The 12,113-nt window shown below is 54.2% G+C and carries 15 protein-coding genes; 10 read left to right on the top strand and 5 right to left on the bottom strand.

The window, feature by feature from the left end; all coding sequences use genetic code 11:
- Window positions 1-377 precede the first annotated feature (377 nt).
- From L5220_RS10390 to L5220_RS10360, 7 genes are all read left to right on the top strand, one after another.
- Window positions 378-1,046, top strand: coding sequence for an SDR family oxidoreductase (locus L5220_RS10390; protein WP_499573441.1), 669 nt, complete (start codon window positions 378-380; stop codon window positions 1,044-1,046).
- 77 nt (window positions 1,047-1,123) lie between these two features.
- On the top strand, window positions 1,124-1,708 hold the full coding sequence (locus L5220_RS10385) for a glycoside hydrolase family 24 protein (protein ID WP_499573494.1): 585 nt from the start codon (window positions 1,124-1,126) through the stop codon (window positions 1,706-1,708).
- A gap of 117 nt (window positions 1,709-1,825) precedes the next feature.
- Window positions 1,826-2,521 (top strand): SIMPL domain-containing protein, encoded by a 696-nt coding sequence (locus tag L5220_RS10380; protein ID WP_499573439.1) that lies wholly within the window; start codon window positions 1,826-1,828, stop codon window positions 2,519-2,521.
- Between the two features lie 14 nt (window positions 2,522-2,535).
- Entirely contained in the window at window positions 2,536-3,897 is a 1,362-nt protein-coding gene (locus tag L5220_RS10375; RefSeq protein ID WP_499573437.1) for a DUF3370 domain-containing protein, read from the top strand.
- 97 nt (window positions 3,898-3,994) lie between these two features.
- The gene (locus L5220_RS10370; RefSeq protein ID WP_499573435.1) at window positions 3,995-4,864 is read left to right on the top strand and encodes an Rpn family recombination-promoting nuclease/putative transposase; all 870 of its coding nucleotides are present in this window, start codon (window positions 3,995-3,997) and stop codon (window positions 4,862-4,864) included.
- Window positions 4,865-4,928: 64 nt separating this feature from the next.
- Complete coding sequence (locus tag L5220_RS10365; RefSeq protein ID WP_499573434.1) at window positions 4,929-5,219, top strand: hypothetical protein; 291 nt, start codon at window positions 4,929-4,931, stop codon at window positions 5,217-5,219.
- A gap of 40 nt (window positions 5,220-5,259) precedes the next feature.
- The gene (locus tag L5220_RS10360; protein WP_499573432.1) at window positions 5,260-6,033 is read left to right on the top strand and encodes an HAD family hydrolase; all 774 of its coding nucleotides are present in this window, start codon (window positions 5,260-5,262) and stop codon (window positions 6,031-6,033) included.
- Window positions 6,034-6,336: 303 nt separating this feature from the next.
- Here L5220_RS10360 and L5220_RS10355 read toward each other — a convergent pair whose 3' ends face one another.
- Window positions 6,337-7,089 (bottom strand): YebC/PmpR family DNA-binding transcriptional regulator, encoded by a 753-nt coding sequence (locus L5220_RS10355; protein ID WP_499573430.1) that lies wholly within the window; start codon window positions 7,087-7,089, stop codon window positions 6,337-6,339.
- 99 nt (window positions 7,090-7,188) lie between these two features.
- Window positions 7,189-7,329 carry a photosystem II reaction center protein K gene (locus tag L5220_RS10350; protein WP_499573428.1) on the bottom strand — a complete coding sequence of 47 codons (141 nt, stop codon included), beginning with the start codon at window positions 7,327-7,329 and terminating at the stop codon, window positions 7,189-7,191.
- Window positions 7,330-7,408: 79 nt separating this feature from the next.
- On the opposite strand from L5220_RS10350, the gene tadA reads away from it, so the two are divergent.
- On the top strand, window positions 7,409-7,900 hold the full coding sequence (tadA, locus tag L5220_RS10345) for a tRNA adenosine(34) deaminase TadA (RefSeq protein WP_499573426.1): 492 nt from the start codon (window positions 7,409-7,411) through the stop codon (window positions 7,898-7,900).
- On the opposite strand, the gene folK is transcribed toward tadA, so the two are convergent.
- The gene (gene folK, locus L5220_RS10340) at window positions 7,785-8,402 is read right to left on the bottom strand and encodes a 2-amino-4-hydroxy-6-hydroxymethyldihydropteridine diphosphokinase (RefSeq protein WP_499573424.1); all 618 of its coding nucleotides are present in this window, start codon (window positions 8,400-8,402) and stop codon (window positions 7,785-7,787) included. The genes tadA and folK overlap by 116 nt on opposite strands.
- Before the next feature lie 79 nt (window positions 8,403-8,481).
- On the opposite strand from folK, the gene btpA reads away from it, so the two are divergent.
- Window positions 8,482-9,372, top strand: coding sequence for a photosystem I biogenesis protein BtpA (gene btpA / locus L5220_RS10335; RefSeq protein WP_499573422.1), 891 nt, complete (start codon window positions 8,482-8,484; stop codon window positions 9,370-9,372).
- Here the strand turns inward: btpA and L5220_RS10330 are convergent, their stop codons facing one another.
- Complete coding sequence (locus L5220_RS10330; protein WP_499573420.1) at window positions 9,373-10,626, bottom strand: phospholipid carrier-dependent glycosyltransferase; 1,254 nt, start codon at window positions 10,624-10,626, stop codon at window positions 9,373-9,375.
- A 2-nt stretch (window positions 10,627-10,628) separates the two neighbouring features.
- The gene (locus L5220_RS10325; protein WP_499573418.1) at window positions 10,629-11,774 is read right to left on the bottom strand and encodes an HhoA/HhoB/HtrA family serine endopeptidase; all 1,146 of its coding nucleotides are present in this window, start codon (window positions 11,772-11,774) and stop codon (window positions 10,629-10,631) included.
- Window positions 11,775-11,947: 173 nt separating this feature from the next.
- On the opposite strand from L5220_RS10325, the gene L5220_RS10320 reads away from it, so the two are divergent.
- On the top strand, window positions 11,948-12,113 hold a 166-nt coding region (locus tag L5220_RS10320), incomplete at its 3' end, for a helix-turn-helix domain-containing protein (protein ID WP_499573493.1).

The raw sequence follows: 12,113 nt of genomic DNA, 5'->3' as shown, positions 1-12,113 counted from the left end.
GAGATTCCAAGGCCTTACAGATAATCCGATTTAGAGAAGCAACCGGAAGTGTTGCCGTACTAACCTTGGTGGCCTATTCGCAGCTACGACCGGGTTATCTCCGGTCACTCCCCCACCTCGGCGGATGCTAGGTGGGGGTCATTGAAACAGCTCTTGAGTATATCTAAAAAAGCAAGGATTGCCCTCCCTGAGCAGGCATACCCTCCCTCCGACCACAATCATTCTACGCTTACTTTTCTGGGTGTTGCCCTAGGACTGCGGCAGTAACCTTATCTTCGGTAGCCGATGCAATGCCCAGATACTATAGATTGTATGCCGATTTACAAATTCACAACTAACTCCAAACTCAATAACATATCAATCAACATCGCTGGACTATGACCGTGAATGTAGCTGTTATTGGTGCCACAGGCCGTACCGGCCGACGGATTGTTACTGCCCTACAGCAGGCGGGGCACTCCCCCATTGCTGTTGTCCGGAACCTGACGAAGGCGCAGCAGCAGTGGCCTAATGGCGGTGTCGATATTCGCCTAGGGGATGTTACCCAACCCCAAACTCTAGAGAGTGCTCTGAGCAATTGTGAAAGTATTATTTGCGCCACAGGGGCAAGTCCCAGCCTCAACCCCTTAGACCCCTTCAGTGTAGATTATCTCGGCACCAAAAATTTAGTGGATGCTGCTAAGTACAGCGGAGTGCAGCAGTTCGTTCTCGTTTCCTCCCTTTGTGTCTCCCAGTTTTTTCATCCCCTAAATCTCTTTTGGTTAATTCTGTATTGGAAGCAGCAGGCGGAACGTTATTTACAGGACAGCGGTCTGACTTACACGATAGTCCGTCCGGGAGGCCTTAAAGATACAGAGGAGGGTGGATATCCGGTGATGGCTGCCGCCGACACCCTTTTTGAAGGGAGTATCTCACGCTCACAGGTCGCTGACATCTGCGTTGCTGCCCTTGGCGACGCTGCCGCAAAAAACAAAATTATTGAGGTAGTGAGCCGCGCCGATCAATCTCCCGTGCCTTACTCTGAGTTGTTCCGCTGTATTCCGTGATTTGAGGATAGGTGATTGTGCGGTTTTGGCGCTGGTTGATTGTTGGATCATTGGTTGCAGGGGTCAGCTATGGGTTTTTGGGCGGGCGATCGCCTGCGCTCCTATGGTACCGTTGGCACCCTGGCCAAATTCCCCCCTTGGTCATGGAAGGTGGCGATCCCTACATCCGTGCCCTCATGCGCACCATTTCCGCAAGCGAAGCCAACGATCCTAGCCCCTACACCCTCCTCTACGGTGGTGATCACGTCCACGACCTTAGCCGTCATCCCGATCGTTGTATTCCTATTCGCCGAGGCCCCAACCAGCACCTGTGTACAACGGCTGCGGGGCGGTACCAGTTTCTTAGCTCTACTTGGGCAGAAAAAGCCGCCCACTATCACCCGAACCCGCCCGGATGGTTTTGGAGCCAGTATAACTTTGCTCCGGAATATCAAGATCAAGTGGTCTATCGCTGGTTAACAGATGCCAATGCATGGAACGCTGACATTTCCAAATTGCTGCGGGAGGGTGAGGTGCAAGCTGTCTTTGACCTGTTGTCAGGCACGTGGACAAGCCTTGGTTACGGGATTGAAAGCAACCTGATGACGCCCCACCTCGAAGACATCTACACCAAACTGCTAGCGGAAGAGCTAGCAGGTCGCCAAGCCACTTTAACTCGTTAATGGACTAACAGCCTTTTCATCCATCAAAAGGAAATCCGTAAACTCCTGTTGTATAATTGAGATACCTTACCGCTCGCTAGTACACACGTGTGACTAGTTGATTTCTAGTAAAATTCTGTGAACAACACCCTAACCAAACTCTATGCGCTGAGCCTCAGTACCTTGCTTTGGGGCAGCGTAGCTCTACCAACGATGGCTCAAGAGGCACTGCGTACCCTGACAGTGACTGGGCGTGGAACAGAGGCGGTGACGGCAACCCTTGCCCAAGTAACGCTGGGGGTGGAGGTGCGCGGGCGTACGGCTCAGGAGGTACAGCAAGACGTTGCCCGTAAGGCTAATGCTGTGTTAGCGGTGCTGCGGGGGCGAGAGGTGAGCCAACTGCAAACTACGGGTCTTAGCTTGACTCCTGACTATCAGTTCAGTAATAATCAGCGCCTATTGGTGGGCTACATTGGTCGCAATACGCTTAGTTTTCGTCTGCCGAGCGATCGCGTTGGTGCCCTGCTTGATGCTGCTGTGCAAGCTGGAGCCACCACTATTGACAGTATTAGCTTTACTGCMCCCGACACAACCCTTGCTGCTGCTCAGCGCACTGCCCTACAGCGAGCCACCCAAGATGCCCAGTCCCAAGCCCAAGCTGTGTTGAGCGCCTTGAACCTGCAACCGCGCCAAGTAGTCAGTATTCAGATCAACCAAGCCACCCCACCCCCCAGCCCAGTACGCTTTGCTGCGCCGGCCATGGCCGATAGTACCCCGGTCGTTGCTGGAGAGCTAGAGGTGGCAGCAACGGTGACCCTGCAAATTAGCTACTAACCGCAATGATGCCTGTGAATTTACGACTCTCCTGCGGCAGTCTCGCGGCACTGTTGTGGGCCGCGCCGATTGTGGCTCAACCGCCTGCCACACTTGAGCAGCAACAGCAAATCTTACCCCTCCCAGGGGGCTTAGATCAGGTGCCCGTGTTCAATAGCAACAGTCCCGAAGTCGTTCAGCGCCAAGGAATTTTGCTATCCACATTTCCGGCCAGCGGTAAGGCCACTCCTGCGGCTCATCTGAACTATGCTTTTCGCGGTCGCTTTGATATTTTTGCCCATCACATTGCCAAACCCCCTGATCCTGCGGATTTAACCACCCTCTACGTGGGAATTTTGGCCTACAATCCCGGTGCAACCCCAGTCACCATTGACCTCCTGCACGCGGCTAGCTACCTCAGTCAGCCTGATGCCCCATTTGTCCCCTTGCCAGATCAACAGGCTAACGATCTCGGGCAAATCTTTGCTGGTCCTGGCGATCGCGTCATGCTGGATATTTTGCGCCGCCGCCGTCAAGAGGGTTGGCCAAGCCAAATTGTCCTGCCGCCCCGCTCCTATGGCCTTATTGCAAATTTGCCGATTCCGGTTAAAGGTCTAGACCCCCCGTTGAATGGCCGCTCCCTACTCATCCGTGCCCGCAGTAGTGGCGATATTTATCTGGCTAGCTTGGCACGCTTTGCTCCTGAGGATGAACCTACCCTTGCCCAGTGGCAGGAAACATTGCACCAAGGGGGATTGGTGACCCCCCGCGATCGCCCACCTAGCCCCCCCAATCAACCCGGCAATATCATTTACAGCCGCGTGGCCGGGGTGGCTCTAGGGTCGCGTTGGCATAATCCGCAGCAAACGCCGATCCCAATTCCAAACACTGGCGAGGCATTTTCCTATCCCTTGAGTTCCCTTGTGGCCGGTCGTTTAGGCACAGACCAAATTCAAACGGCTCCCTTGGTGGTGCGCTATCCTGATACCGCCTACGCCGCCCATGGCAACTACGCCGTTGAGTACGATCTCGTTTTGCCCTTACACAACCAGAGCGATCGCCCCCAAACCATTCGCCTTGCTCTACAAACCCCCATTAAATTTGATGTACCAGCGCCAACCCTGCGATTTTTTGCTGAGCCACCCAACCGCATTTTCTTTCGAGGTAGTGTACGGTTGCGCTATCGAGATGATCAGGGAGCACCCCAAAGTCGGATCATTCACCTTGTACAGCGCCAAGGCCAGCAAGGGGGCGATCTTGTGCGGCTGACCCTACAACCGAACGAAACCCGCTTTGTGCAGTTCACTATGCTATACCCGCCCGATGCCACTCCGCCGCAAGTACTCACGGTTGAGACCTTGCCCTTTCCGGCACTTGGGGAACGAAAGTCTCCTTAAGTATCGATGAGATAGAGGTACAGGAACAGCTTGCCAAATGTGCTGTTGAAGGTCTAGCCATGATAGCTGTGGGTCATGGTCTCGATAAGCTGGAGGAATGCGAGATAACCTCTGTAAATACCTTGCTGAAGAATACCCGACAGCCTTTACCCAGTGGCTTCTCAACGATGCTTCAGCCGATGTCTCGGTGCTCAAAACCGAACTGAACCTCGAACCGATTCGTGCGGATGGCGTCACCCTCGTACAAACGCAACACTGCATTCTGCATCTAGAGTTTCAGGTTGAACCAGAGGCAACATTACCGTTACGAATGCTGGACTACTGGCTGAGGCTCTATCGCACTTACCAATGCGAGATTGTCCAAGTCTTAATCCTGCTGCGACGAACACGGGTGCACGTGCCCAATGTCTTTGAGTTGCCAAACACCACTCATCGCTACCGAGTGGTGAAACTCTGGGAAGAAGACCCACAGCAATTTTTTGCCATTCCCGGTCTATTGCCGTTTGCAGTTTTGGGGAAAACGAATAACGAAGCTGGTTTGTTGCAAGCGGTTGCTGACCAGATTCGTCAGATTGACTCCAAGCAAGCACAACAAGAGTTGAGTACCATCGTTCAACTGCTAGCTGGGTTACAGTACAGTAAAGAGATGATTCAAGCGATTTTTCGGGAGGGAATGATGCGCGAATCTGTGATTTACCAAGAAATTCTTCAGGAAGGGGAACGCAAGGGCCGACGAGAAGGAGAGCAGATTGGCCTCCAGCGTGGCCGACAAGAAGGTCAATTGGAGGGAGAATGTACCCTTATTCTCCGTCAACTTCGCTGCCGATTGGGGACTTTACCCGATGCTGTGGTTCAACATATCCATGGCTTATCTCTGGAGCAGTTGGATGCTTTAGGAGAAGCTCTTCTCGATTTCCAAGACTTTAACGATCTCGCAATGTGGCTAGACTCTCAGCCCACAGGCTAGAATTCTATGCTGTTGAAGGTCTAGCCATGATGGCTGTGGGTCATGGTCTCGATAAGCTGGAGGAATGCGAGATAACCTCTGTAAATACCTTGCTGAAGAATACCCGACAGCCTTTACCCAGTGGCTCCTCAACAATGCCTCAGAAAATGTTTCAGTTCTCAAAACCGAACTGAACCTCGAACCGATTTGTGCGGATGGCGTCACCCTCGTACAAACGCAACACTGCATTCTGCATCTAGAGTTTCAGGTTGAACCAGAGGCAACATTGCCGTTACGGATACTGGACTACTGGCTCAGGCTCTATCGCACCTATCGCTGTGAGAGTGTCCAAGTTTTAATAGAGGTTGGGTCTTGATGGACATCCAGTTAACTCATTCTGTGTGAGCTTACCTTTGATGAGCGTTACTCTGTTATGCCAACTTCCCAAGGAGACGGTACGCTTTAGCAATATTGCCGCAGTTGTGTTTGACAAAGATGGTACTTTAGCGAACTCGGCGAGCTACCTCCACCAGTTGGCTCTAGAACGCGCACGGCAAGTGGCCGCGATCGCCCCTGATCTTGAAGCTCCTCTGCTGCGTAGCTTTGGGAGTTCAGCGCATCAGATCCAGCCGCAGGGGCTACAGGCGGTGGGGAGCCGCTATGAGAATCTGATTGCTGCTGCTGCCCATCTTGCTGGCTATGGCTATGGTTGGATAGCCGCTCGGGAAATCGCTGAACAGGCCTTTGCTGAAGCGGATCGCACGTTTAGCCCCAAAGCTCCCTTCACACCACCATTGCCCGGGGTCATCGATCTGCTGCAACGGCTGAAGACGGCTGGCCTAGCGCTAGCAGTGCTGTCTGGGGATTGCACCGAGGAGGTACAGGCGTTTTTAGCCACCTACCAGCTCGCTCACTTTTTTAGAAGTGCTATGGGCAGCGATCGCCTGCCTGCAAAGCCTGACCCAGCCCCCCTCAAAAAAATCTGCGCTGAATTGGCGATTCCCCCCGCGCAGACAGTTGTTATTGGTGATGCAGATGCCGATGGCCTCATGGCACAACGCGCTAGTGCAGCAGGTTGTATTGGTGTCACGTGGGGATGGCCTCAGCCCCCCCCCTTACAGCATTGTACCTGCACAGTCAATGAACCGACGCAAATTCAAATTCTGCCAACCGATCAACAGGGAACTTAGGAACACACAAGAGCCGACACGGGAGACACACAAATGGAGGGAGCACACAGTAGATGTGCGAGTATATCTATTCAGACATACTCAACACAGCATCAAGCCTGAAGGAAAGGAGCGATCGCCCAAGCTGGAAACTCAATCTGGATGACACACAACGGCTGAGACAGGGTTGTTCAGTCAGTGGACTACTACAACCTAATAGGTATAGTCGCACTCTGATGACCTGCCAACTACCGTGTTTTTACTCAAATTTTGCCGAAATTTTTGGTAAATAGGTTCCTGAAAATACCGTACAAACACGGATTCCTAAACGTCCACCATCTCCATTAGAGCGTCGCTGATGACCGCATTAGTGGCAACACTTTGGATATCGTCAAGGGTTTCGAGGGCATCCAGCAACCGCAAGACGCGGCGGGCCGTCTCCTCATCGCTCACCTCCACTGTATTCAGAGAGAGCCAGCGGCGCTCAGTCTCTAACACGTGGTAGCCATAGTGGTTGAGGGTGTTGCTCACGGCTTCCAAGGCAGCGACAGGGCAACGCACTTCTGCGACATCCGCCACGATGTCGTAGGTCTCGACCTCCGCGGCAAGGAGAGCCTCTAAAAAGGCTTCTTCATCGTGGGGGGCAGCAACGGTGACCACCCCCCACAGGTCAAACATCCACCCAACACAACCCGTCTCGCCAAGGTTCCCCCCCTGCTTATTAAAGGCAGCCCGCAGGTCAGCAGCGGTGCGGTTGCGGTTGTCCGTTAGCGCCTCAATTAAAAAGGCAACACCACCAGCCCCATACCCTTCGTAGCGGACTTCTTCAAGGGGTACATCACTATCAAGGGTACCGGTACCTTTGGCGATCGCCCGCTCGATGTTTTCGTTGGGAATCCCCGCTGCTTTGGCTTTTTCAATGGCGCTGCGGAGTTGAAAATTACCGGCGGGGTCGCCTCCGCCATGGCGGGCAGCAATAATAATTGCCCGGGAGAGCCGCGCAAAGACTTTACCTTTTTGGGCATCCACCCGTGCTTTTTGGCGCTTAATATTGGCCCATTTGCTATGACCCGCCATACCCGCCGAACATTACAGACATGGATTACTGAGCATAGAACAACCCCGCTGAACACAACGGGGCTGCATCACAAGAGTAACGTTTAACTGCACAGCAACTTAGCGGAAACCAACAGCGGCTTGCCACACAAAGGCTAGCGCTAAGAACAAGACGGGAATCACCGGCAACACATCCACTAGGGGATCAAAAATAGCATAGGCCTCCGGGAGCTTGGCCACTAACATGAGAGCATCAATCATGGTGTTTTCCTAAACTATCAGCGATCGCAAGAGAACTGAAAGAATAGTACCATAGCGGCTGCGGTCAGGGGATCCAGTGGTGGAGATTAGTTCAGCACCAGCGCAAGCAGAACACGAGTTTTGGATGCAACAGGCGATCGCCGTTGCCCACCACGCAGGTTGTGCGGATGAAGTTCCAGTGGGTGCCGTCATTGTGGATGCCAATAATACCCTCATTGCCACTGGGGAAAATCGTCGCCAACGGGATCACGACCCCACGGCTCACGCGGAAATCATTGCCCTGCGCCGTGCGGGAGAGCGGCTGGGAACCTGGTACCTGAACGGTTGTCGCCTTTACGTCACCCTCGAACCCTGCCCCATGTGTGCGGGTGCTATTGTCCAAGCCCGCATTCACACTCTGATCTACGGCACACCGGATCCGAAGACCGGTGCCATTGACTCGGTGCTACAAATTTTTAGGAGTGCGGCGGCCTTTCATCGGGTACACAGTGTAGGTGGCATCCTCGCGGATCGCTGTTGTGAGCAGTTACAAACATGGTTTCGGGCGCATCGGCAGAGGCCACGGCCTTGATGCCAGCAACACCTAAACGCGCCTGTAGGGTGGCGATCGTGTCTGTGAGGATGGGATGCCGCCACTGGGGGGCGATTTCGGCTAAGGGGACAAGAACAAAGGGACGATTGGCTAACTCAGGATGAGGTAGCGTTAGCTCTGATGTATTGACAATGGTATCGCCGTAAAACAGTAGATCGAGATCCAACGTGCGCGGCCCCCACCGTTGATGACGCTTGCGGCCAAACTGCTGCTCAATAGCCTGAAGTTGGTGTAACAATGCTAGGGGGCTGAGGGTAGTGAACGCTGTGACGCAGCCATTCCAGTAGTCCGGCTGTGGTGGTCCCACTGGTGCGGTGCGGTACCACCGAGAGCAGTGCAATCCAGTGATGTGGGGTATCTGTTGCAGGGCGCAAACGGCTGCTTGTAGGATTTGGCGGGGCTGACCCAGATTGCTACCAAGGGCGATCGCCACGAGGGGGGGGTCAGACGGGGATATACTTAAATCAGTGGATTCTGCCATCGTTTACTCGGTAGAGTGCCACCCTAGGCTCTATGCTCCGCTTGTTGTTATTTCGCTGTCAACCTACTGCTAAATCGTTGTGGATCTCCGGACACTTTTTAATACCGCTACCCCAGTGATTGGTGTTGTACACCTGTTACCGTTGCCCACCTCTCCCCGTTGGGGCGGTAGCCTTAAGGCAGTGATTGACCGGGCAGAGCAGGAAGCCACCGCCTTGGCCTCAGGGGGTGCTAATGCGATTATTGTTGAAAACTTTTTTGATGCCCCCTTTACCAAAGATCGTGTCGATGCGGCGGTGGTCAGTGCCATGACCTTGGTGGTGCAACGCCTGAAAAATTTGGTGGCCTTACCCATTGGCTTAAATGTGCTGCGCAATGATGCCTACAGTGGTCTGGCGATCGCTACGTGTACGGGGGCACAGTTTATTCGCGTCAATGTGCTGACGGGGGTGATGGCTACGGATCAAGGCATTATTGAAGGCCAAGCCCATCACCTATTGCGCTACCGCCGTGAACTGGGGCAAGACATTAAAATTTTGGCGGATGTCATGGTCAAGCACGCCCAACCCTTAAATACCCCTAACCTGAGTACCGCCGTTCGCGATACCTTCGAGCGAGGCTTAGCGGATGGGGTGATCCTCTCTGGCTGGGCAACGGGGCACCCCCCCAGCGAAGAGGATCTCTCAATCGCCTGTAGTGCGGCTAAGGGTCAACCGCTGTTTATTGGCAGTGGCGCCTCTTGGGATAACGTTGAGCAGTTGGTTCCCTATGTCGATGGGGTGATTGTGGCTAGCTCGTTGAAGCGCAATGGCCAAATTACCCAGCCCATTGATCCGATTCGGGTAAGCCGCTTTGTGGAGGCGTGGCAGCGAGCACAGCACAATTTCCAAGAACTGGGCGATCGCAACGGTAACCCAAGCGGCAATCTGGCTCAAGAGAGCGCCACCTCCCGCTTGATGCTATGTGAGTGATTAGATCCACGATCGCCACCACATCCGCTGAAAAAACTGCTGAGGGGTGAGCGGTAGCCCCCAATACACTGGCAACCAGTAGAGAAAGCCACTAACAATCAGCAGTAGCACCATAACGCTCAGAGCACGTCCCCACGGTGGCGATCGCCACGCCCAGTCCCAAACCACCGCTAGGGCAATAAAACTGTACAGCGCAGCGGGTAGGTAGTGATAGAGAAACAGGCAGCGGCTCACCAAAACCCAAGGGAGAAAGTTCGCCGCATAGTTAAGCAGCAAAAACTGCCCCGCGGGCGATCGCCTTGCCAACGGTATTATTGCCAGCATCGCCAGCGTACTCAGCCACAGCAAGGGGGGATTAAACATGGCATGAACCGCATACACCCAAGCCGTGTCTGCCATAGGTAAGGGGGGGCCAATGACTGGCACAGCTTCGCTGAGGGTGTGTACTCGCTGAAAAAAGTAACTCAGGGGTCGCAACAGCAACGGCCACGACCACCACGGCGCACAGTAGGGATGAGCGGTACTAGCCACACTGCGATGGTAACTAAACATCTGGGCGTGAACCTGCCACAGGTTGGAGTGCGGATGAAAGGCTAAGTGGGGCAGCCACAGCAGACTATAGACCGTGAACACCACCAGAGGTAGGATCAGCACCATGTCCATCGCCGTGTAATACCGCTGCCGCTGTGGCATCCACCAGCGCTGCACTCCCCACACCAGCCACAGCCCGAGGAGAAACCCCAGACCACTCCACTTAACCGCCACGCAGGCTCCCAAGGCCACCCCTGTGCCCATGAGTGCCCACCACCGCCGTGCTTTCCACTGCTGCCCCCAGAGCCAGACAACCTGCGCCACCACCCCAAAAAACACCAGATAGACGTTAATGAGGGCATAGCGGGACTCCACTAAAAAAAAGCCATCTAAGGCCACAAACGTCCCCGCCACTAAACCCACCCGCTGGCGCCGCGTGATCAGATACGCCAAAAGGGCAGCAGCAACAGGAATTAGCGAGCCAACAACGGCATTGAGCCAGCGATAGCCCCACGGCTGAAACCCGCCTGCTAACCAAATGCCAAGGGCAATCAGGTACTTACCGAGGGGGGGATGGGCATCAAAGAATGGCTCTCCGGCTAGGTAATTGCGGGCAAAGCGGGCAAAATACACTTCGTCAAACACAAGGGTGTCAAAGCGGTCTAAGCCCCAGAGCCTTGTACCCAAGGCAAAAAGCCACACCAACAGTAGCCCTAGGGGCATCCCTAGGCCGCCCCAGGCAGTTCCGCCGTGCGTACGCTCACCCGCTGGACGCGATCGCCCCGCTGAATCGTTAAGTTCAGTACCTGACCCACCTTAGAAGCGTCAACCACGGCCTGTAATTCCTCAGCACTGGTAATGGGCTGCCCATCGACTGCGGTAATGACATCTCCCCAGCGCAACCCTGCCTTTGCGGCTGGCGTATTGGGCAGAACCTGCACCACCAGTACCCCATTGACCTCCGGCAGCATCACCGGTGAGTTGGGGTTAGCATTATTTTCCTTGGCCATGGCTGGAGTAAAGGTAGTCATCTGCACACCAAGGTATGCATGACTAATTTTTTCACCGCGCACAAGGCGCTCTTGCAGTGCTTTTGCTTTATTGATCGGAATCGCAAACCCAATTCCCATGGCATCGGCACGAATCGCAGTATTAATGCCAATCACTTCCCCGGCTTCATTGAGCAGTGGCCCACCGGAGTTCCCTGGGTTGATCGCCGCATCGGTTTGAATAAACTCTAGGCGCTTATCGGGAATCCCCACTTGGGCACTGGAGCGGTGGAGGGTGCTCACAATCCCCAAGGTGACGGTATTGTCTAACCCTAGGGGATTCCCCACGGCGATCGCCCAGTCTCCCACTTTTACCGCACTGGAGTCGCCCAGAGGAGCTGTCGGCAATGGCTCTGTAACCCCCTTCAGCTTGACAATCGCTAGATCGGAGACCTCATCTACACCGCGCACCTCCCCTTCAAACACGCGCCCATCCTTGAGACGCACGGCTACCGTATCCGCCTGGCTGACCACGTGGGCATTGGTCATGAGAATACCGCTGCTGTCGATAATAAATCCCGATCCTTGCCCCCGTAGCCGATCCTCTTGGGGCAGCGGCGCTAACCCTGGAAAAAACTGGCGGAAGAAGGGGTCGTTAAACAGCGGATCCACCGATCGCAGGACAGTGCGCTCCGTATCAATGCGAACCACAGCATCCCCTACTCGCTCCACCGCTGCGGCCACAAAACTATGCCCCGCCGAGGACACCGCTGCCATGGCAGGGGCACTCCAGTTCCACAGCAGCACACTCACAGCCAACAGTAGCCAACACCACTGGCCAAGCCATCGCAAAGACTGAAAAGGTTGTTTGAGGTTAAGCATTACTCACGCGGATTCAGAACCATTCACCTTTAGATTTTAACGACATGTGGCAAGAAGTCCCCGATGCTACCGCAGGTGAATCGGGGGATGAATTGCGACCAATAAAAAAACGTGCGTCGCACATCCGCTTTGCTATCTGCTAAGATATTATCAGTAATATCCAAAAGCGCTAAGTGTTGCAAGCCTACAAGTTCAGAGCCTACCCAACCAACGAACAGAGATTAGCCCTAGCCAAAAGCTTTGGCTGCTGTCGCTGGTACTGGAATTATTCGCTCAACTTGTGCCAAGAAACCTACCAATCAACTGGGAAAGGGTTATCACGCTCAGCTATTCAGGGAG

Origin of the sequence: Synechococcus sp. PCC 6716 (genome assembly GCF_022570815.1) — a bacterium.
Taxonomy (GTDB): domain Bacteria; phylum Cyanobacteriota; class Cyanobacteriia; order Thermosynechococcales; family Thermosynechococcaceae; genus Thermosynechococcus; species Thermosynechococcus lividus.
This window is presented reverse-complemented; position numbering and strand designations above follow the sequence as displayed.

Coding starts and splice junctions, on each gene's coding strand:
- L5220_RS10390 (WP_499573441.1), top strand. CDS start 378: ATGACCGTGAATGTAGCTGTTATTGGTGCCACAGGCCGTACCGGCCGA.
- L5220_RS10370 (WP_499573435.1), top strand. CDS start 3,995: ATGCGAGATAACCTCTGTAAATACCTTGCTGAAGAATACCCGACAGCC.
- L5220_RS10365 (WP_499573434.1), top strand. CDS start 4,929: ATGCGAGATAACCTCTGTAAATACCTTGCTGAAGAATACCCGACAGCC.
- L5220_RS10360 (WP_499573432.1), top strand. CDS start 5,260: ATGAGCGTTACTCTGTTATGCCAACTTCCCAAGGAGACGGTACGCTTT.
- L5220_RS10355 (WP_499573430.1), bottom strand. CDS start 7,089: ATGGCGGGTCATAGCAAATGGGCCAATATTAAGCGCCAAAAAGCACGG.
- L5220_RS10350 (WP_499573428.1), bottom strand. CDS start 7,329: ATGATTGATGCTCTCATGTTAGTGGCCAAGCTCCCGGAGGCCTATGCT.
- folK (WP_499573424.1), bottom strand. CDS start 8,402: ATGGCAGAATCCACTGATTTAAGTATATCCCCGTCTGACCCCCCCCTC.
- L5220_RS10330 (WP_499573420.1), bottom strand. CDS start 10,626: ATGCCCCTAGGGCTACTGTTGGTGTGGCTTTTTGCCTTGGGTACAAGG.
- L5220_RS10325 (WP_499573418.1), bottom strand. CDS start 11,774: ATGCTTAACCTCAAACAACCTTTTCAGTCTTTGCGATGGCTTGGCCAG.